This window comes from Streptomyces sp. NPDC002499 (assembly GCF_053595415.1).
In genome coordinates, this window is record NZ_JBSFXO010000019.1 from 34,888 (window position 1) to 54,660 (window position 19,773).

24 protein-coding genes are annotated in these 19,773 nt (G+C 70.5%); 13 read left to right on the top strand and 11 right to left on the bottom strand.

Annotated features, from left to right (window positions below; translation table 11 throughout):
- Window positions 1–72 precede the first annotated feature (72 nt).
- The 4 genes from ACWD5F_RS43145 to rpmB form a co-directional block, all read right to left on the bottom strand.
- A complete protein-coding gene (locus ACWD5F_RS43145; RefSeq protein WP_451261620.1) occupies window positions 73–603 on the bottom strand; it encodes a DUF4232 domain-containing protein in 531 nt (176 codons plus the stop codon).
- A 185-nt stretch (window positions 604–788) separates the two neighbouring features.
- Window positions 789–1,319, bottom strand: a complete 531-nt coding sequence (locus ACWD5F_RS43150) for a hypothetical protein (RefSeq protein WP_401718774.1) — start codon at window positions 1,317–1,319, stop codon at window positions 789–791.
- 322 nt (window positions 1,320–1,641) lie between these two features.
- The gene (rpsN, locus tag ACWD5F_RS43155; protein WP_451261621.1) at window positions 1,642–1,947 is read right to left on the bottom strand and encodes a 30S ribosomal protein S14; all 306 of its coding nucleotides are present in this window, start codon (window positions 1,945–1,947) and stop codon (window positions 1,642–1,644) included.
- Window positions 1,947–2,183: a 50S ribosomal protein L28 gene (rpmB, locus tag ACWD5F_RS43160; RefSeq protein WP_401718769.1), complete on the bottom strand. Its 237-nt coding sequence runs from the start codon at window positions 2,181–2,183 to the stop codon at window positions 1,947–1,949. Before rpmB ends, rpsN begins: the two co-directional genes overlap by 1 nt.
- A 74-nt stretch (window positions 2,184–2,257) precedes the next feature.
- On the opposite strand from rpmB, the gene rpmG reads away from it, so the two are divergent.
- From rpmG to ACWD5F_RS43185, 5 genes are all read left to right on the top strand, one after another.
- Window positions 2,258–2,422 (top strand): 50S ribosomal protein L33, encoded by a 165-nt coding sequence (gene rpmG, locus ACWD5F_RS43165; RefSeq protein WP_451261622.1) that lies wholly within the window; start codon window positions 2,258–2,260, stop codon window positions 2,420–2,422.
- Between the two features lie 5 nt (window positions 2,423–2,427).
- Window positions 2,428–2,700, top strand: coding sequence for a type B 50S ribosomal protein L31 (locus tag ACWD5F_RS43170; RefSeq protein ID WP_451261623.1), 273 nt, complete (start codon window positions 2,428–2,430; stop codon window positions 2,698–2,700).
- The gene (locus tag ACWD5F_RS43175; RefSeq protein ID WP_451261624.1) at window positions 2,697–3,932 is read left to right on the top strand and encodes a CobW family GTP-binding protein; all 1,236 of its coding nucleotides are present in this window, start codon (window positions 2,697–2,699) and stop codon (window positions 3,930–3,932) included. Before ACWD5F_RS43170 ends, ACWD5F_RS43175 begins: the two co-directional genes overlap by 4 nt.
- Window positions 3,932–4,177, top strand: coding sequence for a 30S ribosomal protein S18 (rpsR, locus tag ACWD5F_RS43180; RefSeq protein WP_451261625.1), 246 nt, complete (start codon window positions 3,932–3,934; stop codon window positions 4,175–4,177). Before ACWD5F_RS43175 ends, rpsR begins: the two co-directional genes overlap by 1 nt.
- 373 nt (window positions 4,178–4,550) lie before the next feature.
- The gene (locus ACWD5F_RS43185; RefSeq protein ID WP_401719615.1) at window positions 4,551–4,769 is read left to right on the top strand and encodes a DUF397 domain-containing protein; all 219 of its coding nucleotides are present in this window, start codon (window positions 4,551–4,553) and stop codon (window positions 4,767–4,769) included.
- A 93-nt stretch (window positions 4,770–4,862) separates the two neighbouring features.
- Here ACWD5F_RS43185 and ACWD5F_RS43190 read toward each other — a convergent pair whose 3' ends face one another.
- Window positions 4,863–5,351, bottom strand: a complete 489-nt coding sequence (locus ACWD5F_RS43190) for an ATP-binding protein (RefSeq protein WP_451261626.1) — start codon at window positions 5,349–5,351, stop codon at window positions 4,863–4,865.
- Between the two features lie 354 nt (window positions 5,352–5,705).
- Between ACWD5F_RS43190 and ACWD5F_RS43195 the strand changes: the two genes are divergently transcribed.
- The 6 genes from ACWD5F_RS43195 to ACWD5F_RS43220 all read left to right on the top strand — a co-directional run bounded on the left by ACWD5F_RS43195 (window position 5,706) and on the right by ACWD5F_RS43220 (window position 11,345).
- On the top strand, window positions 5,706–6,530 hold the full coding sequence (locus ACWD5F_RS43195) for a helix-turn-helix domain-containing protein (protein ID WP_401719612.1): 825 nt from the start codon (window positions 5,706–5,708) through the stop codon (window positions 6,528–6,530).
- A 134-nt stretch (window positions 6,531–6,664) separates the two neighbouring features.
- Window positions 6,665–8,125, top strand: a complete 1,461-nt coding sequence (locus ACWD5F_RS43200; RefSeq protein ID WP_451261627.1) for an aldehyde dehydrogenase family protein — start codon at window positions 6,665–6,667, stop codon at window positions 8,123–8,125.
- Between the two features lie 105 nt (window positions 8,126–8,230).
- Entirely contained in the window at window positions 8,231–8,779 is a 549-nt protein-coding gene (locus ACWD5F_RS43205; protein WP_451261628.1) for a DinB family protein, read from the top strand.
- Between the two features lie 37 nt (window positions 8,780–8,816).
- Complete coding sequence (locus ACWD5F_RS43210) at window positions 8,817–9,458, top strand: PadR family transcriptional regulator (RefSeq protein WP_451261629.1); 642 nt, start codon at window positions 8,817–8,819, stop codon at window positions 9,456–9,458.
- A 118-nt stretch (window positions 9,459–9,576) separates the two neighbouring features.
- A complete protein-coding gene (locus ACWD5F_RS43215) occupies window positions 9,577–10,587 on the top strand; it encodes an ATP-binding cassette domain-containing protein (protein WP_451261630.1) in 1,011 nt (336 codons plus the stop codon).
- The gene (locus ACWD5F_RS43220) at window positions 10,584–11,345 is read left to right on the top strand and encodes an ABC transporter permease (protein WP_451261631.1); all 762 of its coding nucleotides are present in this window, start codon (window positions 10,584–10,586) and stop codon (window positions 11,343–11,345) included. The genes ACWD5F_RS43215 and ACWD5F_RS43220 overlap by 4 nt, the downstream gene beginning before the upstream one ends.
- Here ACWD5F_RS43220 and ACWD5F_RS43225 read toward each other — a convergent pair.
- The 3 genes from ACWD5F_RS43225 to ACWD5F_RS43235 all read right to left on the bottom strand — a co-directional run bounded on the left by ACWD5F_RS43225 (window position 11,335) and on the right by ACWD5F_RS43235 (window position 15,123).
- Complete coding sequence (locus ACWD5F_RS43225) at window positions 11,335–12,279, bottom strand: class I SAM-dependent methyltransferase (protein WP_451261632.1); 945 nt, start codon at window positions 12,277–12,279, stop codon at window positions 11,335–11,337. The two genes, ACWD5F_RS43220 and ACWD5F_RS43225, sit on opposite strands and share 11 nt — an antisense overlap.
- Window positions 12,280–12,376: 97 nt before the next feature.
- Complete coding sequence (locus ACWD5F_RS43230) at window positions 12,377–13,789, bottom strand: glutamate decarboxylase (RefSeq protein ID WP_451261633.1); 1,413 nt, start codon at window positions 13,787–13,789, stop codon at window positions 12,377–12,379.
- 41 nt (window positions 13,790–13,830) lie between these two features.
- Window positions 13,831–15,123: an ion channel protein gene (locus ACWD5F_RS43235; RefSeq protein ID WP_451261634.1), complete on the bottom strand. Its 1,293-nt coding sequence runs from the start codon at window positions 15,121–15,123 to the stop codon at window positions 13,831–13,833.
- 132 nt (window positions 15,124–15,255) lie between these two features.
- Here ACWD5F_RS43235 and ACWD5F_RS43240 point away from each other — a divergent pair, with 132 nt between their 5' ends.
- Entirely contained in the window at window positions 15,256–16,017 is a 762-nt protein-coding gene (locus tag ACWD5F_RS43240) for a MerR family transcriptional regulator (RefSeq protein ID WP_451261635.1), read from the top strand.
- 38 nt (window positions 16,018–16,055) lie between these two features.
- Here the strand turns inward: ACWD5F_RS43240 and ACWD5F_RS43245 are convergent, their stop codons facing one another.
- Window positions 16,056–16,421, bottom strand: coding sequence for a YbjQ family protein (locus tag ACWD5F_RS43245; protein WP_123998621.1), 366 nt, complete (start codon window positions 16,419–16,421; stop codon window positions 16,056–16,058).
- A 142-nt stretch (window positions 16,422–16,563) separates the two neighbouring features.
- On the opposite strand from ACWD5F_RS43245, the gene ACWD5F_RS43250 reads away from it, so the two are divergent.
- On the top strand, window positions 16,564–17,475 hold the full coding sequence (locus ACWD5F_RS43250) for a DedA family protein (protein WP_451261636.1): 912 nt from the start codon (window positions 16,564–16,566) through the stop codon (window positions 17,473–17,475).
- 14 nt (window positions 17,476–17,489) lie between these two features.
- Here the strand turns inward: ACWD5F_RS43250 and ACWD5F_RS43255 are convergent, their stop codons facing one another.
- Window positions 17,490–19,121, bottom strand: a complete 1,632-nt coding sequence (locus ACWD5F_RS43255; protein WP_401718730.1) for a threonine/serine exporter family protein — start codon at window positions 19,119–19,121, stop codon at window positions 17,490–17,492.
- A gap of 110 nt (window positions 19,122–19,231) precedes the next feature.
- Window positions 19,232–19,723, bottom strand: a complete 492-nt coding sequence (locus ACWD5F_RS43260) for an inorganic diphosphatase (protein ID WP_401718727.1) — start codon at window positions 19,721–19,723, stop codon at window positions 19,232–19,234.
- Window positions 19,724–19,773: the final 50 nt, after the last annotated feature.

Here is a 19,773-nt window from a genome sequence, read left to right on the forward strand (position 1 = left end):
GGCGTCCCGCGGGCGCTCCGCCTGCCGGCACCCCCGCCGGTGCCTCGCCGACCCTTACCCCCGCCTCCGCCGTCAGTCGCCCGCCTGCGTGAACGCCGTCACCGAGGCGTCCGGCGTGCCCGCGTCTCCCTTGAGCGCGACCTCGCCGTACGACCACGCGAAGCCGTGGTCGGCGTCGGCGCCGGGCAGAGTGAACGTGCCCGTCTTCACCGCCAGGCTCTTCGCGCCGCCCGCCTCGCCGCGCACGTAGGTGATCGTGAAGGAGGCCGTCGCGTCCTTGGCCAGCGTCAGCTTCTCGGCCGCGGAGGCCTTGTCCTCGGGGACCTTGGCCGAGGTCTTGCCGGCGGTGAGGTCGACGCCCGGGTAGCCGTCCAGGGTGCACCGGGAGCCGCGGTTGGTGATCGTCACGGTGACGTTGCCGCTGTCGCCGGCGGCCGGGGCCGGGCTCGCGTCGACCTGCACCCCGACGGAGTCGAGCGTGCAGCCGCCACCGGCGGCCTTGCTCGCGCCGCTGTCGCTCCCGCCGTCACCGCCACCGTCGTCGCAGGCGGTCAGAAGGAGGGCCGCGGCGAAGGCGGCGACGGTGATCCGGGTGGCGCGCATGAGGGTCCTCGGGTGCTTCGGGGGAGTGACGTCGATGAGACGCGTGCATGGATCATCACGCACGAATGTGCGAGCCGGTTGCCCGCCCCCCGCCCGGACCGCGGTGGATCGCAGCGGATCGCGGCCGACAGACCGACCGTCGGCGGACCGCCGGCTGACCACCGAGCCGATGGCCTGCCGCCGCGCTACTGCCCCAGACTCGCCGTCGGCAGCCCCGACGGCAGCTGTCCGCCCTCCGCCTTGGCGTACGTCTCCTTGCCGAGGCTGCCCGACCAGGTGACCGCGAGGGCGGACTTGTTCACGGAGTCGACCATCCCGGTCGCCCGCTGCTTGCTGCCGTCGGTGCAGGTCAGGTGGATCATCTGCATGCCCGCCTCCTCGCCCGCGGTCCCGCTGCACACGGTCCCGCCGGTCGAGAAGAGCCCGGCCTGCTTGCCGTTGACCACCAGCGCCACGGCCTTGCCGTCGGTGGTGGCCAGCCAACTGCCCTGCAGACCGTCGGACGCGGTCGTCCCGTCGGAATCACCGGAGGCGGAGGCACTGGAGTCGCCGGAGCCGCCGCCCGTGTCCGCGGTCGCCGTGGAGGTCGCGGACGCGCTGGGGTTCGACGAGGCGCCGTCGTCCGAACCGCCGTCGCTGCACCCGGTGAGCGCGAGCGCGCCCGCCAGACCCGCGGCCGCGGCCACGATCCGCACCTTCGTAGTCGCCGAAGTCACTGGTAACTCCCAAGCTCTAGGACCGGTCTTTCGGATCAGCTCGGCGTCGCGGGACCCGGCCCGCACGGCTCGGCCGAGCGGCGGCCCGCCTCCGGAGCCGACCCTGACCGCGGACCGACCCTGACCGCAGACCGGCCCCGGCACGCGCAGCCACCGCACGGGACCCCGTTCGACTCGGCCCGGACGCACCCCGCGGCACAGCCGGCCCGGCTCGAAAAGGACCCGGACGCGCGGGCCCGGGCAAGCCGTGGCCGGTTGGCCGCAACGCCCGCAGCAAGCTACCAGCCCTCGCTCTTCCTGCCATGGGGAGCAGCTGTGAGGCTTACCAGGAGGACTTGCGCACCCCCGGCAGATACCCGGCATGCGCCTGCCCGCGCAGAGACACCCGGGACAGCCCGAAGGCGCGGAAGTAGCCGCGGGGCCGCCCGTCGGTCTGGTCGCGGTTGCGCACCCGCGTCGCGCTGGCGTCGCGCGGCTGCCTGCGCAACTCCCGCTGGGCGGCGAGCCGTTCGGCCTCCGTCGAGGACGGCCTGCGGATGATCTCCTTCAGCTCGGCGCGGCGTCCGGCGTACCGGGCGACGAGCTCCTGGCGCCGCTCGTTCTTCGCGATCTTGCTCTTCTTCGCCATCAGACCCGCACCCCCCGCGCCCTGATCCGGGCCACGGCCGCCTCGACGCCGATCACGTCGACGGTCTTGATCCCGCGCGTGCTCAGCCGCAGCCGGACGTGCCGGCCCTCGCTCGGCAGCCAGTAGCGCTTGGTCTGGATGTTGGGGTCGAAGCGGCGGGAGGTCCGCCGGTGCGAGTGGGAGATGCGGTTGCCGAAGCCGGGGCGGGCGCCGGTCAGCATGCAGTGCGCGGACATGGGTGACGTACCTCTCCTCGATCGTTGTCACCACGAGTGGTGTTAATGGAATTCATTTTCAGTAAGGTAGCACCATGGCACGCAACGAACTCCGCCCGGTCATCAAGCTGCGGTCCGCCGCGGGGACCGGCTTCACCTATGTGACCCGCAAGAACCGGCGCAACGACCCCGACCGCCTGACCCTGCGCAAGTACGACCCGGTCGCAGGCCGCCACGTCGACTTCCGAGAGGAGCGCTGACCCCCATGCGCAACGGAATCCACCCCTCCTACGGTCCCGTCGTCTTCCGCGACCGGGCCGCCGGCCACGCCTTCCTCACCCGCTCGACGCTGGCGGACGAGGCGACGGCGGGCGGGCGGACCATCGAGTGGGAGGACGGCCGCACCTACCCGGTCGTCGACGTCGAGATCTCGAACGTCAGCCACCCCTTCTACACCGGCACCGCGCGCGTGCTGGACACCGCCGGGCGCGTGGAGCGCTTCGAGCGACGGTTCGGGAAGCGGGGCAGGGCGTCGTGAGTCTGTCCGTCGTCATCGTCGGCGGGCTGCACGCCGAGGCGCGCAGGGCGACGGTCGCCCGGCTGCTGGCCGACGTGCCGGGCAGTGTCGTACTCCACCACGACCTCGCAACGGCCGCCGCGGGCACGGTGGTTCGCACCATCAGCGACGCCACCGGGCTGCTCTCCGCGGGCGAGGCGCCCCTCGTCAACGACTGCGCCTGCTGCGCCCTGCGCGAGGACCTGGTCCCCGAGCTGCGCCGCCTCGCCGACGCGGGGCTGACCCGGCTCGCCGTCGTCGAGCTGTGGGACTCCGTCGAGCCCAAGGCGATGGCCGAGGTGGTGGCGGCCGGAGGGCTGACCGTCACCGGCGTGATCACCGCCGTGGACCCGGCGCTGCTGCTGCCCTACCTCGGCAACGGCGACGACCTCGCCGAACGCGGCCTCGCCGCGGCCGCCACCGACCAGCGCACGGTCGCCGACACCTTCGCCCGCCAGCTGGAGTACGCCCCCGTCCTCGCCGTCCTCGACTCCCCGGAGGCCGACGACGAGGACCGCGAGCTGCTCGCCCAGCTGCATCCGACAGCCCGTCAAGTCCCCGTCCGGGGCGGCCACTCCGGGGATGTGACGGGCGTTTTCCAGCCATCCGCCGATCCGGCGCCCCGGCCCTCCGGTGCACCTGCACCTGCATCGGAAGGCGCACGACCTGCACGATCCTCCCCGCTCGCCCGGGCCGCCCTGGCCGGCTTCGACGTGGAGGCCGCGGCCGCCGCCCAGCATCCCGCCTGTGCGCTGCTGCCCGCCGAGGCCGACGCGCACGGGGTGTCGACCCTGGTGTGGCACCGGCGCCGGCCCTTCCATCCGGAGCGGCTCTTCGCGGCCCTGGAGGACCTGACCTGCGCGGCCGCCCGCAGCCGGGGCCGGTTCTGGCTGGCCGACAAGCCCGACGTGCTGCTGCACTGGGACGCCGCCGGCGGCGCGCTGTGCGTGGAGAGCGTGGGTCCGTGGCTGGCCTCGCTGCCCGACGCGGCCTGGGACATGGTCCCGCCGGTGCGCCGCGCAGCCGCCGCGCTGGACTGGCACGCCGAACACGGCGACTGCTGCCAGCACTTGGTCTTCACCTCGCCGGGCCTGGACCGCGACGGCCTCGAACAGCTGCTGGAGTCCTGCCTGTTGACCGACACCGAGTACGCCGCCGGCCGCACCGCCTGGAAGCGGCTCCCGCCCGCCTTCGACGCCTTTCTGGAGGTCTGATGCCCCGCACCACCGACCGCAGGTCCGACCGCAGGAGTGCGGGCAGCCGCCCCAATCCGCTGGACCAGGCGAAGATCACGTACATCGACTACAAGGACACCGACCTGTTGCGGAAGTTCATCTCGGATCGCGGCAAGATCCGCAGCCGCCGTGTCGCCCGGGTCACGGCTCGGCAGCAGCGGCAGCTGGCGCGGGCCATCAAGAACGCGAGGGAGATGGCGCTGCTGCCGTATACCAGCAGGTGAGTTACGGTTCAGGTCGCTGAACAGACTTCCCGGTCACCGGCCCCACCCGAACGTCCACGCCTCGCGCACTGGATCGATTCACGGACCCTGGAACAGGAACGGCCCGGTCTGCGTCTCTTCCTAGTGCACGGGGGATTCGATCCCGGTGAACCGCATCGCATGGTCCGGGGACCCCGGGGCACACGTCGGTTCAACTCCGGCAAAGGGGTCGTCAAAGCTGTAACCGAGAGAACACCCCGCGTGCACGTGCATCTGCTCATGCATTTGCACGTGAACAGGGTTATGATCCGGATCAGTTGACCACTGCATCAATGGCCCCAGGGGCCACCGCACCACCGGGGAGCGACCTGTGGACCGGGACGTGTACAACGGCATGGCTGCCACGGATCTCAACGGGGTGGCCTGGCAGAAGAGCATGCACAGCAACTCGCAGGGTTCCTGCGTGGAGTTCGCCCGGCTGCCCGGCGGCGAGGTCGCGGTGCGCAACTCGCGCTTCCCCGACGGGCCCGCCCTCGTCTACACCCGCGCCGAGATCGAGGCCATGCTGGCCGGCGTCAAGGACGGCGAGTTCGACCACCTGGTCGCGGGCTGACGCACTGCCCGCCCTGAGGTGATTCCGGGCGATCGGGAACGCCCGGACCTTTGACGCGCGTAGAACCGCGGCGCGAAAAAGCGCCGCGGTGCCTCACTCGGTGGTGGGCGCGGGCGTGGCCGGCAGCTGGAACAGCGCCCAGACCACCTTGCCGCCGAGCGTGCCCGCCAGCGGGTGCCAGCCCCAGCTGTCGCTGAAGGAGTCGACGAGGAACAGGCCACGGCCCGACTCGGCCGAGAAGTCGTCCGTCTCGCGGGCCACGGGGGAGTCCTGGCTGGGGTCGCGCACCGCGCACACCAGCCGCTCGGTCCAGCGCATCAGGTGCAGTCGCACGGGCGGCGCGTGGTCCACCCGGACGCAGGTCGCCGGCAGGGCGTGCCGCAGGGCGTTGGTGACGAGCTCGGAGACCACCAGGCAGACGTCGTCGAACCGCTCGCCCGTGTCCCACTGGTCCAGTGTCCGGCGCGTGAAGCGTCTCGCGTCCCCCACCGCTTCGTAGCGGGCGGGCAGCGAACACGACGCGGCGTCGGACACGGCCGCGGGATCAAGCGGCGGAAGGCCCTGCCGTAACGGCTCGAGCATGGTCGATCCATTCGTCCCCATGCGAGGCACTCCCGGGAATTCGCGGTCGTTGCGATGCAGCGGTGGCGCGAGACCATGGTTTCGGATGCGTAGGGCAGATGCAAGGGCAGATGCACGTGCACGCGACCGAATTGGACCCTCCCGTACCGCTTGTTGGCCATTTTTTCCGCCATCTTCCGGCGACCTACTTGCCAACACCTCCCCCTTACCTGTGCAGAATCTTTGACTTATTGCCGTCTCTGTAATCGGACGAGTACTGCTCGAAGTGTTTTAGTGGCAGACTGCGGCCCCTGAAGACGGTTGGGGAGGCTGGCGAACGTGAGCGCGGGAGAGCCAGGATCGGTGGTGCGGCGCATGCTGCTCGGCTCGCAACTCAGGCGACTGCGTGAGGCGAAGGGCATCACGCGAGAGCAGGCGGGGTACTCGATCCGCGCCTCGGAGTCGAAGATCAGCCGGATGGAGCTGGGCCGGGTGAGCTTCAAGACACGCGATGTCGAGGACCTGTTGACGCTGTACGGCATCACGGACGAGGCCGAGCGCATGTCGCTGCTCTCCCTCGCGCGGGAGGCCAACGTCGCGGGCTGGTGGCACAGTTACTCGGACGTCCTGCCGAGCTGGTTCCCCACCTACGTGGGCTTGGAGGGCGCCGCGTCGCTGATCCGCGCCTACGAGGTGCAGTTCGTGCACGGTCTGCTACAGACCGAGGAGTACGCGCGCGCGGTCGTGCGGCGCGGCATGAAGGGCGCGAGCCCGGCCGACATCGAGAAGCGCGTGGCGCTGCGTCTGGAGCGGCAGAAGTATCTGTCCGCGGACAACGCCCCCGAGTTCCACATCGTCCTGGACGAGGCCGCCCTGCGCCGTCCCTACGGCGACCGCAATGTGATGCGCGGTCAGCTCCAGCACCTGATCGAGATCTCCGCGCGGCCCAACGTGCGGCTACAGATCATGCCGTTCGGCTTCGGCGGGCACTCGGGCGAGAGCGGCGCGTTCACGGTCCTGTCGTTCCCCGAGTCCGACCTGTCGGACGTCGTGTACCTGGAGCAGCTCACCAGCGCCCTGTACCTGGACAAACAGGAGGACGTGGCGCAGTACGAGAAGGCCCTCAAGGAGCTCCAGCAGGACAGCCCGGGCCCCGACGAGAGCCGCGACCTCCTGAGGGGTCTGCTCCAGCTCTCCTAGGGATCTCCCCAGACCCTCCCAGGGTTCTCCCCAGAAGATTGCTCTCCGTCCCCAACTCGCTTAGCGCACAAGTACGATGACACGTGATCAGACCGTGACGTGGTGCAGGTGTCTGCTAGCGATTGAGGGATCACATGTCGTCCTACTTCACCGACCTGGCTCAGCAGTACATCGACGGTGAGTGGCGCCCGGGTACAGGTTCCTGGGACATCATCGACTTCAACCCGTACGACGGCGAGAAGCTCGCCTCGATCACCATAGCCACGGTCGACGAGGTCGACGAGGCCTACAAGTCGGCGGCGGCGGCCCAGAAGCAGTGGGCGCGCACCAACCCCTACGCCCGCCGTGCCGTCTTCGAGAAGGCGCTGCGCGTGATCGAGGAGCGCGAGCAGGAGATCACCGAGGTGATCATCGCCGAGCTCGGCGGCACGTACCTCAAGGCCGGCTTCGAACTGCACCTCGTCAAGGAGTTCCTGCGCGAGTCGGTCCACCTCGCACTGCGCCCCGAGGGCCGGATCCTCCCGTCGCCGATCGACGGCAAGGAGAACCGCGTCTACCGCGAGCCGGTCGGCGTCGTCGGTGTGATCAGCCCCTTCAACTTCCCCTTCCTGCTGTCGATCAAGTCGGTCGCCCCGGCCCTCGCGCTCGGCAACGCGGTCGTCCTCAAGCCGCACCAGAACACCCCGATCGCCGGCGGCACCCTGGTCGGCAAGATCTTCGAGGAAGCGGGCCTGCCCGGCGGCCTGCTGAACGTCGTCGTCACGGACATCGCGGAGATCGGCGACGCCTTCATCGAGCACCCGATCCCGAAGGTCATCTCCTTCACCGGCTCCGACAAGGTCGGCCGCCACGTCGCCACGGTCTGCGCCTCCCAGTTCAAGCGCTCGGTCCTCGAACTCGGCGGCAACAGCGCGATCGTGGTCCTCGACGACGCCGACCTCGACTACGCGGTCGACGCGGCGGTCTTCAGCCGGTACGTCCACCAGGGCCAGGTCTGCATGGCCGCGAACCGCGTGCTGGTGGACCGCTCGATCGCCGACGTGTTCACCGAGAAGTTCGTCACCAAGGTGAAGACCCTCAAGGTCGGCGACCCGCGCGACCCGCAGACCGTCATCGGCCCGGTCATCAACTCCTCGCAGGCGGAGGCCATTTCGGGCGTCGTCGAGCAGGCGATCGCCGAGGGCGCGACGGCGCTGCTGCACGGCACGACCACCGACAATCTGGTCGCGCCGTCCGTCCTGGCCGACGTCCCGGCCGACTCGGCCCTGCTCCAGCAGGAGGTCTTCGGTCCGGTCGCGTTCCTCATCACCTTCGACGGCGAGGAGGAGGCGGTCCGCCTCGTCAACGACACGCCGTACGGCCTGAGCGGCGCCGTCCACACCGGTGACATCGAGCGGGGCGTCGCCTTCGCCAAGCAGATCGACACCGGCATGTTCCACGTCAACGACGGCACTGTCCACGACGAGCCCCTCGTCCCCTTCGGCGGCGAGAAGAGCTCGGGCCTCGGCCGTCTGAACGGCGAGACGACCCTGGACGCCTTCACCACCCTGAAGTGGATCTCGGTCCAGCACGGCCGCAGCGGCTTCCCGTTCTAGCTCTTCGGGCGCGGGCCATTGAGGACAGAAGCTGACCTCAATGGCCCGTAGCTTCGTCGGTGTCAGGGGGAATCCTTGAACAGACCCGACGAAAGGCGGCCGGTCATGGTCACTCACGTTCCCGCAGAGGCCCAGGGCGACGAGCGCGGCGCGCTGCTCGCGTTCATCGAGGAGCAGCGCGGCGGCATCCGCAGGGCGCTGCTCGGGCTGACCGACGAGCAGGCCGCCGGCAGGCCGAGCGCCAGCGAACTCACCCTCTCCGGCCTGCTCAAGCACGTCGCCGAGGTCGAGCAGGGCTGGATCGCACGGGCCAAGCAGGAGCCGCCGGCCGTCAAGCGGGACGAGACCAACTGGCACGAGAACTTCCGGCTCGTCGACGGCGAGACCGTCGAGTCCCAGCTCGCCTACTGGGAGAAGGTCGCCGCCGAGACCGAGGCGTACGTCCGCTCGGTGCCGAGCCTGGACGACACCTTCCCGCTCCCGAACGACCCCTGGTTCCCGCCGGAGGGCCGTGTCTCGGTGCGCTGGCTCTGTCTGCACCTGATCCGCGAGCTCGCCCGGCACGCCGGCCACGCCGACATCATCCGCGAGTCCCTCGACGGAAAGACGGCCTTCGAACTGGTCGCCCAGGAGCAGGGCGCAAGCTGGGGCTGACCCAGGGACGGCCCCTGGCTGGTCCTACGCTGGCCCCATGTCAGCGATCCGTCTCCTCGTGCTCGGTGCGGTCCGTCAGCACGGGCGGGCCCACGGCTACCAGGTGCGCAACGACCTGGAGTACTGGGGCGCGCACGAGTGGTCCAACGCCAAGCCCGGCTCGATCTACCACGCCCTGAAGCAGATGGCGAAGCAGGGACTGCTGCACGCGCACGAGATCGCGCCGTCCACGTCCGGCGGACCGCCGCGCACCGAGTACGAGATCACCGACTGGGGCACCGAGGAGTTCTTCCGGCTGCTGCGGGAGTCCCTGGTCGCCTACGACCAGAAGATGGACATCCAGTCGGCGGCCATCGGCTTCCTGGTCGAGCTGACCCGGGACGAGGCGGTGACCCTCCTCAAGGAGCGCATCCGCCGGATCGGGGCCTGGCGGGGCGCCGTCACCGAGCACTACATCCCCGAGGACGGCCCCGAACAGCTCGGCCACATCGGCGAGATCATGAACCTCTGGGTCCACACGGCCGACTCCGACTCGGCCTGGACCCAAGGGCTCATCGACCGCATCGAGGGCGGCGCCTACACCTTCACCGGTGAGGGCGAGCCCTTCGTCGGCGTCCTCGTCGAGGGCCAGGAGAACCCGTACGCGACGGGGGACCGGCATCCGGAGGACGACCGCTAATCAAGTTTGACCAATCGGCTCGGCGGCGTTACTGTCGATGAAGTAGTCAAGTTTGATTAGATGTCCCTGCCTGGCTGAGCGCTACCGGGCAGGGGCGGCTGGGGGAGAGGGAGTGGCAGTGGCCGACACCGCAATCACCGTCGACGGAGCCCGCAAGGCCTACGGCGGTAAACCCGCGCTGGACGGGCTCGACCTCACGGTCGCCCGCGGCGCGGTGCACGGAGTCCTGGGCCCCAACGGCGCGGGAAAGACGACCCTGGTCCGGATCCTGTCCACCCTGCTGCGGCCCGACGCCGGACGCGTCGAGGTGGCCGGCCACGACGTCGTGACCGAGGCCCGCGCGGTCCGCTCGCGCATCGGCCTGCTCGGCCAGCACGCGGCGCTCGACGAGGAGCTCGGCGGCCGGCAGAACCTGGAGATGTTCGGCCGCCTCCACCACCTGGGCGCCCGTCACGCACGCGCGCGTGCCGACGAACTCCTGGAGCGCTTCGGCCTCGGCGACACCGGCCGCAAACAGGTCCGCGCCTACAGCGGCGGCATGCGGCGCCGCCTCGACCTGGCCGCCTCCCTGATCACCGACCCGGAGGTGCTGTTCCTGGACGAGCCGACGACCGGCCTCGACCCCCGCGGCCGCGCCGAGGTGTGGGCGTCGGTCCGCTCCCTGACCGGTGGCGGTACGACGGTGCTGCTGACCACCCAGTACCTGGAGGAGGCCGACCAGCTCGCCGACCGCATCTGTGTCGTCGACGGCGGCCGGGTGATCGCCGACGGCACGCCGGACGAACTGAAGTCGGCCACCGGCGGCGACCGCATCGACGTCGTCCTCCGGGACGCCGGTCAACTGGGCGCCGCCGTCGCCCTGTTGCCGGTCCCCAAGGACGACGTCTCCGTCGACCCCGACCGCCGCCTGCTCAGCGCCCGGGTCACCGACCGCATGGCCGCGCTCTCCGGCGTCGTACGCGCCCTGGAGGACGCCGGCATCGAGGCGGAGGACGTGGCCCTGCGCCGGCCCACCCTGGACGAGGTGTTCCTGCGGCTGACGGATCAGGACGACGACCGTTCAAAGACCGTCACCACGACGGCGTCCGCCACGAAGAAGGAGTCCGTCGCGAAGGGGGCCGCCGCATGACCGCGTACGCGCTGACCGACTGCTGGACCATGACCCGCCGTGAACTCGCCCACTGGGCACGGCAGCCCGTGCAGGTGCTGGTCGGTCTGGTCTTCCCCGTGATGCTGCTGCTGATGTTCGGCTACCTGGTCGGCGGCGGACGCGGCATCGAGGGCGACTACGTGGACTTCCTCGTCCCCGGCATGCTCGCGCTCACCATGGCCTTCGGCCTGGAGGGCACGATGCTCGCCGTCACCCAGGACCTCGACCGGGGCGTGATCGACCGCTTCCGCTCGCTGCCGATGGTCAACGGCGCGGTATTGGTGGGCCGTTCGGCCGCCGACATGCTCCAGTCGGCGCTGGGCCTGACGATCCTCGTCGGCGTCGGGTTCGCGCTGGGCTGGCGCGTGCACTGCACGCCGGCCGAATTCCTGGGCGCCATGGGCCTGTTGCTGCTCTTCCGGTTCGCCATGCTCTGGATCGGCATCCAACTGGCCCTGGTCGCGGGCAAACCGGAGATGGTCCAGGCCGTGCAGATCCTGGTCTGGCCGGTCGGCTTCCTGTCCAACGCGTTCGCCGACCCCGCCTCGATGCCCGGCTGGCTCGGCACGGTCGTCGAGTGGAACCCGATGTCCCAGACCGCGACGGCCGTACGGGATCTGCTGGGCGGCCCCGGCGGGGAGACGGGGCACATCTGGGCGGCCGTGGTCTGGCCGCTGGGCCTGCTCGCGGTGTTCTTCCCGCTGGCGGTACGGAGGTTCGCCCGCCTCAGCCGATAGGGCTCCGACGCGCCGGGCGGGCCGGACGAGCGGCAAGGGCCCGCCGTACCGCCCGGGTCACGATCGGCGGCAGCAGGTCCACCGCGATCCGACGGGAGCGGGACCGGGGGCGGCGCGGCGGGGGAGCGGAGGCCGGGGCGGCGGTCGCCTGCTGCGGGGTCTCGGGCGCCGAGTGGTACCGGGAGGGCGGGAAGGGCGGCGGCCGGAGGTCCTTGTGGGCGCGGGTGCGGATCAGCCGGTGGCCCGCGGCCGGCTGCACGCTCAGCCCGCAGTCCGCCCGCTCCCTGAGCATCGCCAGCAGCTCCTCCTGGACCGGCTCCGCATCGCCCCAAGTGCCGTACAGCTTCTGGGTGCTGAGGCAGATCGGGCGCAGTCCGCGGTTGAGCACCGCCTCCCAGGTGGCGACCGAGACGCCCGGGGTGTGCTCGGAGCGGAAGTCGTCCAGGACGACGATCCCGTCGGGCAGCAGCAGGTCGCGAGCCGCGCCGATGTCGTCGCGGACGTGCTCGTACAGGTGCGAGGCGTCGATGTGGACGAACCGGCAGGTCCCGGGGGCCACCTCCGTCCGGATCACGGACGAGGGGGCCTCGATCACCCTGGGCAGGGTGTCGTGGAAGGCGAGGTAGTTCCGCTCGAAGGCCTGCCGGGTGAGCGAGGAGTACGACTTCCTCGTCTCGGCCCGGTTGGCCCCGTCCGGCGCCTCGCCGCCGAAGAGGTCGCAGACCGTGAACTCCTCGCCGTGCTGCCGGTGGTGGCCGAGCAGGATCGCGCTCTTGCCCAGGTACGCGCCCAGCTCCAGCAGGTCGCCCCGGCAGCCCTGCGCCTCCTGCCGCTCCAGGAGCCAGGTGAACAGGATCTGGTCCAGGGGCGGAAACCAGCCGGCTACGTCTTCGAGTTCGACCGGATTGCTGTCGGATGCTTGTGCGGTGGCCATGAGTGGCATGTGCTCACTGATGACCGTATGAACTGTCCGCTGTTCGAACGTCCGGTGAACAGCTGCCGTCCTTCGTCGGGCAGGCGCGAATCAGCCCCTAGTGGTGGAAACCGGTTGCCACGGTCTTGTCCCTGGTCAGCGGATGCGACTGGCGGCGCAGCTCCGGCAGCAGCCGGGTCAGGTCCTCGATGAACATGTCGGCGAGGTCGACCGAGAAGCCGTTGCGGCACACCACCCGCAGCACGGAGAGGTCCTCCCGGTTCGGCGGGAAGGTGTACGCGGGAACCAGCCAGCCGCTCTCGCGCAGCCGCCGGGACACGTCGAAGACGTCGTACGCCGTCACGTCGGGGCCCGTCGTGAAGGCGAAGACGGGCAGCTCGTCGCCCTGGGTGAGCAGCCGGAAGTCGCCAAGGGCCGCCACCCGGTCGGCGAGCCCCCGTGCCACGTTCCGGGTGGTCTGCTGCACCGCCCGGAAACCGTCCCGGCCCAGGCGCAGGAACGTGTAGTACTGCGCGACCACCTGGGCGCCCGGGCGGGAGAAGTTGAGGGCGAAGGTGGGCATGTCGCCGCCCAGATAGTTGACGCGGAAGACCAGCTCCTCGGGGAGCGCCTCCTTGTCGCGCCACAGCGCCCAGCCGACGCCCGGGTAGACCAGCCCGTACTTGTGCCCCGAGGTGTTGATCGACATCACGCGCGGGAGGCGGAAGTCCCAGACCAGGTCCTCGTCGAGGAAGGGCGCGACCATGGCGCCGGACGCGCCGTCGACGTGCACCGGGATGTCGAGTCCGGTGCGCTCCTGGAGGGCGTCCAGGGCCGCGCACAGCTCCGCGATCGGCTCGTAGGACCCGTCGAAGGTGGAGCCCAGGATGCCGACGACTCCGATGGTGTTCTCGTCGCACAGCTCGGCGGCGGCCTGCGGATCGAGGTGGTAGCGGTCGCCCTCCATGGGCACCTGACGGGCCTCCACCTCCCAGAAGTTGCAGAACTTCTCCCAGCAGACCTGCACGTTGACACCCATGACCAGATTGGGGCGGGCGTCCCGGGACGGGTAGCGGTCGGCGTTGCGCTGCGTCCAGCGGCGCTTGAGGGCCATCCCGGCGAGCATGCACGCCTCGCTGGAACCGGTCGTCGAACAGCCCACGGCGGCGGCCGGATCCGGCGCGTTCCACAGCGCCGCCAGCATCGCCACGCAGCGCTTCTCCAGCTCGGCGGTGCGCGGGTACTCGTCCTTGTCGATCATGTTCTTGTCCCGGCACTCCGCCATCAGGACGCCCGCCTGGGGCTCCATCCAGGTGGTGACGAACGTGGCCAGATTCAGCCGGGAGTTGCCGTCCAGCATCAGCTCGTCGTGCACCAGCTGGTACGCCGACGACGGTGACATCGGGGCGTCCGGCAGCCGGTGCTTCGGTGGCGCCTCGGTCATGCCGCCGACCGGATTCGCCTCCCCGAAGAAGGGGTTGACGGACAGCGGGCGTTCGTCGGGCTGCTCGGGACCTTTGTGCAACGGCATGGGCCTGCCTCCTGGGACGATCAACGGATATCGAACGGCTGTCAGCGCACCGGAGTTCCGTCCTCGCGCAACTGCATCTGCGGACGCCCGGTCACCAGCAGCCAGGCCGGCAGCGAGGCGATGCACAGCAGCGCGAGCATCGCCCCCGAGGACGCCAGTACGGCGGCCGTGAACAGGCTCACCCAGCCCTGCCGGGTGACGGCCAGGAGCATGCCGAGGACGCCCGCGCAGACGCCGACGGCCGGATGGACCCCGGAGACCAGGGCGTGCGCGCACAGCCCGAAGGCGGTGCCGACGAACACCGCTGGGAAGATCCGCCCGCCCCGGAACCCGCTCGACGCGGCGACCAGCAGCGCCGCCAGCTTCACCACCGTCATCACCGCGAACTCGCCCGCCGACCAGCCGTCCGGATCGCGCGCCAGCTCCGCGATCTCGTCCAGCCCCTTGAAGAGCGTCAGATGCCCGCCCAGGGCCGCCAGCAGGCCCAGCACGAGCCCGCCCGCCGGAAGGACCAGCATGGGGTGCCCGAGGCGCTGGAAGGCGCCGTGGACGTACGGGAAGGCCCGGACCGCGCACATGCCGAGCAGCGCGGCCAGCGAGGCGATCACGAGGGCGGACAGCAGATCGCCCCAGCCGGGCCGGCCGAGTTCCGGCAGATGCAGGTCGAAGCTCGGATGGGCCACCAGGGTGGTCGTCAGGGCGCCGGCCGCCGCCGCGACCAGGGGCGGGAAGACGTTGTCCCACAGCGGCGCCTTGAGCGACCGCCCGGCCAGCGCCTCGGAGATCACCAGCGCCGCCGCGACCGGCGTGCCGAACAGCGCGCCGATCGTCGCCGCCTCCGCGAGCGCCGGCCACATCGCGCCCGGCATCCGGGGCACGAACCGGGTGCCCAGCCAGAACGCGAGCCCCACGTTGACGGCGATGATCGGGTTCTCGGGACCCAGACTCGGCCCGCCCGCGAGCATCAGCGCGGTCGCGAGGAGCAGCCCCGGGAGCACCACGGGCGGCAGCACGCGCGCGTCGAGGCCGGTGGTCGCCGGGTCGGGGCCCGCGTGCCCCGGCACCTTCCACACCACCAGGCCGACCGCCAGGCCGGTCGCGGTGAGCACGACCAGCATCCACAGCACCGAGTACCGGCCCACGCCCAGCGCGTCCGGCAGGTTGCGCCACAGGACGTGCTGGAACTGCTCGGCCAGCGCGCTCACCCCGAGGAACAGCAGGCTCGCGACCACGCCCACGACCAGGGCGGGCAGGATCGACGGCAGCAGCACGCGCGCGGGAGTCGCCGGTTTCGCCCGGTCGGCGGGCGCCTTGAGCGCGGGGTCCTGGGCCACGCGCCCACGATAAGCGGACAAATCGGGCGCGACATCCGGAGAGAACCGGCGTAGCACCTCGAAAAACAGGCTTGCACCTCACGCGGCGTGAGGACCCACCGTGGAGCGCGTACCCAGAAGGGAGCGGACGAAGTGAGCTACTCCGTAGGACAGGTCGCGGGCTTCGCCGGCGTCACGGTGCGCACCCTGCACCACTACGACGACATCGGCCTGCTCGCCCCGAGCGAGCGCAGCCACGCGGGCCACCGGCGCTACAGCGACGCCGACCTCGACCGGTTGCAGCGGATCCTGTTCTACCGGGAGCTCGGCTTCCCGCTCGACGAGGTCGCGGCCCTGCTCGACAACCCGGAGGCGGACCCGCGCGCGCAACTGCGCCGCCAGCACGAGTTGCTGACCGCCCGGATCGAGAAGCTGCAGAAGATGGCCGAGGCCGTGGAGCACGCCATGGAGGCACGCAGAATGGGCATCAATCTCACGCCCGAGGAACGCTTCGAGGTCTTCGGTGACAAGGACCCCGACCAGTACGCCGAGGAGGCGGAGGCGCGCTGGGGCGGCACCGGGGCCTACGCCGAGTCGCAGCGCCGGGCCGCCCGTTACACCAAGGACGACTGGAAACGCATGCAGGCCGAGGTCGACGCCTGGGGCGAGCGCTACGCCGCCCTGGTGACCGCCGGCGAACCCGCCATCGGTGAGGCCGCCATGGACCTCGCGGAGGAACACCGGCGGCACATCACCACGTGGTTCTACGACTGCCCGTACGAGATGCACGTGTCCCTGGCCGGGATGTACGTCTCCGACGAGCGCTTCAAGGCGTTCTACGACTCCATGGGGCCGGGTCTGGCCGAGCACCTCAGGGACGCGATCACGGCGAACGCGGCCCGGCACGCCTCCTAGGGGGCGTGCCGGGTCCTGGTGGCCTGGTCCGGGCGTTGCTACTCGCGGACCAGGACCACCGCCGTCCCGTACGCGCACACCTCCGTCCCGACGTCCGCCGCCTCGGTCACGTCGAAGCGGAACGCCAGCACTCCGTTGGCACCACGCGCGCGTGCCTGCTCGATGAGCCGGTCCATGGCCTGGTTGCGGGTCTCCACGAGCGTCTTGGTGAGCCCCTTGAGCTCGCCGCCGATCATCGACTTCAGTCCGGCCCCGATCTGGCTGCCGAGATGCCGTGAGCGCACGGTCAACCCGAAGACCTCCCCGATGACCTCCTGGACCCGGTGACCGGGTACGTCGTTCGTCGTCACGACCAGTACGTCGGCCTGCGGCCCCTGGCCGCCGCCGTATTCTTCGATGCCCATAGCCTCACAGCTTCGCCCCAGCCGGCGCACAGTGCACCCTGGAGTCACCGGTGGAACCTGGGGCGGACACATTGCGTTGATAGCTTTGGGCGCCCGCAGCAGGACGCCGTACCTCCCTCCACCCCTCAGGAGCACCGGAACCGTGACGACGATCGCCCTCGGCCCGAGCTGGCTCGATCCGAACCAACTGCTGGACACGTTCGGCATCTGGGGCCTGCTCCTGATCGTCTTCGCGGAGTCGGGCCTGCTCATCGGGTTCTTCCTGCCGGGCGACTCGCTGCTGTTCACAGCCGGCCTGCTGATCACCTCGAACCAGCTGGACTTCCCCCTGTGGGGTGCCATCGCCCTGATCTGCGTCGCCGCGATCCTCGGCGACCAGGCGGGCTACATGTTCGGCAAGAAGGTCGGCCCCTCGCTCTTCAGCCGCCCCGACTCCCGCCTCTTCAAGCAGGAGAACGTGGTCAAGGCGCACGAGTTCTTCGAGAAGTACGGCCCCAAGTCGCTGGTCCTGGCCCGCTTCGTGCCCATCGTGCGCACCTTCACGCCGATCATCGCCGGCGTCAGCGGCATGAAGTACCGCTCGTTCGTGATCTTCAACGTGATCGGCGGTGTCCTGTGGGGCGCCGGCGTCACCCTGCTCGGCTCCTGGCTCGGCAAGATCGACGTCGTCAAGAACAACATCGAGGCGATGCTCATCCTGATCGTCCTCATCTCGGTGGTCCCGATCATCATCGAGTTCATGCGGGCCCGCTCCAAGGCGAAGAAGAACCCCGCGCAGCCCCTGCCGGGACAGCAGCAGCCCCCGGTGATCGACGACGCGACCACCCAGCTGCGCCGCATCCCATCGGCCGACCAGCCCTACCAGCAGCAGGCGCCGCAGCAGCCCACCCCACCCGAGAACTACTACGCCCAGCAGTACCCGCAGCAGCAGTACCCCCAGCAGACGTACCCGCAGCAACAGCAGCAGTACGGGGGCCGGCCCAACGAGCAGTACCCGTACGGCAATCAGGGCCAGGGACAGGGTCAGGGCCCGGGACAGAACCAGGGCTACTAGGGCGGCCGGAGGGGCTAGAAGCCCCTCGTCCGCTTGGCGGCCCGGCGCTTCTCCGGGGAGCCGATCCGCAGGAACATGCGGGAGATCTCCGAGCCGAGGTTGACCCCGATGGCGATGGCCATGGCCAGTGACGCGGCCGTGGCCAGGGACACCAGCCCCTTGTCCACGTCGTTCTGGGCGATCGACAGCAGCCCGAAGTAGGTGGCCGAGCCGGGCAGCAGGGGCCCGATCGCCGCCGTCGTGTACGGCAGCGCCGACGCGAACCGGTAGCGCGCCAGCAACTGCCCGAACAGACCGACCAGTCCGGCCGCCACCGCCGTGGACGCGACCGGCGACAGCTCGCCCGGGTAGCGCAGCGCGCCGTACACCGACCACGCGACCCCGCCGTTGAGGGTCACCCACAGCACGGTGGACCGTTCCTGCTGGAGCAGCACCGCGAAGGTCAGCGACAGCAGCATCGACGCGCCGATCTGCCACCAGGGCCGCTCGGCGATCCCCAGGGCCGCGTCCGGGTTGAGCTTGGCGCCCAGGTTGACGCCGAAGTACAGGACGACCAGCACCCCGGCGACGATCCCCACGAAGAGGTACATCACCTCCAGGAGCCGTGCCGAGGCGGTGATGTAGAACCCGGTCAACCCGTCCTGCACGCCCGCCACGAGGGCCCGCCCGGGCAGCAGCGCGAACAGTCCACCGGTGATGACCGCGGACGCCTTCACGTCCACGTGGGCCACCGTCAGCGCGACCCCTATGGCCGCCGGAGGCATCGCGGCGACCGTGAACTGGTAGAACTCCGGCAGCCCGCGCCCCGCGCACAGCCACGCCAGCCGGTCACCGAGCATCGCGCCCAGCGCGGCCGCGACGAACACGAGCACGTCACCGCCGACGAGCACCGAGGCGGCCCCCGCGAGCAGCCCGCTGGCCGCGGTCAGCGTCCAGGTGGTGTACGGGTGCCGGTTGCGGCGCATCTCCGCCAGGCGCCGGTAGGCGTCCTCCAGGGAGATCTCGGTCTCCGGGTCGCTGAGGTCGTCCACCAGCCGGAACACGGCCGCGAGGCGGGTGTAGTCGGTGACCCGGCGGCGCACCGTGCGCGACGCCGTCACCGGGTCGTCCACCAGGGAGGGCTGGTACGAGATGGACAGCAGCGTGAAGGTGACGTTCGGCTCGCAGCGGTCCAGGCCGTAGGACCGGCAGACCGCGAACATCGCGGCCTCCACGTCCTCGGCGCCCTCACCGCCCGCGAGCAGCAACTCGCCGATACGCAGGGTCAGATCGAGCACGCGCGGGACGGCGGGGCCGCTGTCGTCCGGCTTCTGGGCCGGCTCCGGCGCGGGCCGCTCGGTCACCGGCAGCCGCAGGATGGTGCGCATGCGGTCCTGCCAGGGCGCGTCCTTGGTCAGGCTGACCACGGGGATGCCGGTCGCCGGGGTGAACGCGGCCAGGGAGTCCTTGGCGCTGTAGCCGCGCGGGTCGTCGAACGCCGAGCCCTCCGCCTCGGGCACGGGCGCGTGCGTCACGTCGAGCCCCGCCGGGACGGCGAACTCCGACGTGGTCTCCGACTCGCTGTCCGTCACCTCGACCCCGGCCGGCGGCGCGAACGCCATCCTGACCTCGTCCGACTGCGGCTTGCGGTCCTCCGTGTCCGTCACGTGCGTAACACTCCCTGTACGACACCTCCTGTGGCCCTCAGTATGCGCACAGGCACACGAACGGGCCGCACGCGCACGCGTACGGCCCGATCACGGGACTTGCCGGAGGGTCAGTGCCCGCCCTGGTCCTTGAAGCGCTTGTAGGACCGCTCGATCTCGACCTCGGCCTCGACGCGGCCCACCCAGTCGGCGCCCTCGACGGACTTGCCGGGCTCCAGGTCCTTGTAGACCTCGAAGAAGTGCTGGATCTCCAGGCGGTCGAACTCGGAGACGTGGTGGATGTCCCGCAGGTGCTCCACGCGCGGGTCCGTCGCCGGTACGCACAGCAGCTTGTCGTCGCCGCCGGCCTCGTCGGTCATCCGGAACATGCCGATCGCGCGGCACTTGATGAGGCAGCCCGGGAAGGTCGGCTCGTCCAGGATGACCAGCGCGTCCAGCGGGTCGCCGTCCTCGCCGAGGGTGTTCTCGACGAATCCGTAGTCGGTCGGGTAGGCGGTCGAGGTGAAGAGGCGACGGTCCAGGCGGATCCGACCGGTCTCGTGGTCCACCTCGTACTTGTTCCGCGAACCCTTCGGGATCTCGATCGTGACGTCGAACTCCACCGGTGGCTCCTCCATGATCAACACATAGTTCTGGTGGTTAAGTGTCCCTC

Coding starts and splice junctions, on each gene's coding strand:
- ACWD5F_RS43145 (WP_451261620.1), bottom strand. CDS start 603: ATGCGCGCCACCCGGATCACCGTCGCCGCCTTCGCCGCGGCCCTCCTT.
- rpsN (WP_451261621.1), bottom strand. CDS start 1,947: ATGGCGAAGAAGAGCAAGATCGCGAAGAACGAGCGGCGCCAGGAGCTC.
- rpmB (WP_401718769.1), bottom strand. CDS start 2,183: ATGTCCGCGCACTGCATGCTGACCGGCGCCCGCCCCGGCTTCGGCAAC.
- rpmG (WP_451261622.1), top strand. CDS start 2,258: ATGGCACGCAACGAACTCCGCCCGGTCATCAAGCTGCGGTCCGCCGCG.
- ACWD5F_RS43170 (WP_451261623.1), top strand. CDS start 2,428: ATGCGCAACGGAATCCACCCCTCCTACGGTCCCGTCGTCTTCCGCGAC.
- rpsR (WP_451261625.1), top strand. CDS start 3,932: ATGCCCCGCACCACCGACCGCAGGTCCGACCGCAGGAGTGCGGGCAGC.
- ACWD5F_RS43185 (WP_401719615.1), top strand. CDS start 4,551: ATGGCTGCCACGGATCTCAACGGGGTGGCCTGGCAGAAGAGCATGCAC.
- ACWD5F_RS43190 (WP_451261626.1), bottom strand. CDS start 5,351: ATGCTCGAGCCGTTACGGCAGGGCCTTCCGCCGCTTGATCCCGCGGCC.
- ACWD5F_RS43195 (WP_401719612.1), top strand. CDS start 5,706: ATGCTGCTCGGCTCGCAACTCAGGCGACTGCGTGAGGCGAAGGGCATC.
- ACWD5F_RS43200 (WP_451261627.1), top strand. CDS start 6,665: ATGTCGTCCTACTTCACCGACCTGGCTCAGCAGTACATCGACGGTGAG.
- ACWD5F_RS43205 (WP_451261628.1), top strand. CDS start 8,231: ATGGTCACTCACGTTCCCGCAGAGGCCCAGGGCGACGAGCGCGGCGCG.
- ACWD5F_RS43210 (WP_451261629.1), top strand. CDS start 8,817: ATGTCAGCGATCCGTCTCCTCGTGCTCGGTGCGGTCCGTCAGCACGGG.
- ACWD5F_RS43220 (WP_451261631.1), top strand. CDS start 10,584: ATGACCGCGTACGCGCTGACCGACTGCTGGACCATGACCCGCCGTGAA.
- ACWD5F_RS43225 (WP_451261632.1), bottom strand. CDS start 12,279: ATGGCCACCGCACAAGCATCCGACAGCAATCCGGTCGAACTCGAAGAC.
- ACWD5F_RS43230 (WP_451261633.1), bottom strand. CDS start 13,789: ATGCCGTTGCACAAAGGTCCCGAGCAGCCCGACGAACGCCCGCTGTCC.
- ACWD5F_RS43245 (WP_123998621.1), bottom strand. CDS start 16,421: ATGGGCATCGAAGAATACGGCGGCGGCCAGGGGCCGCAGGCCGACGTA.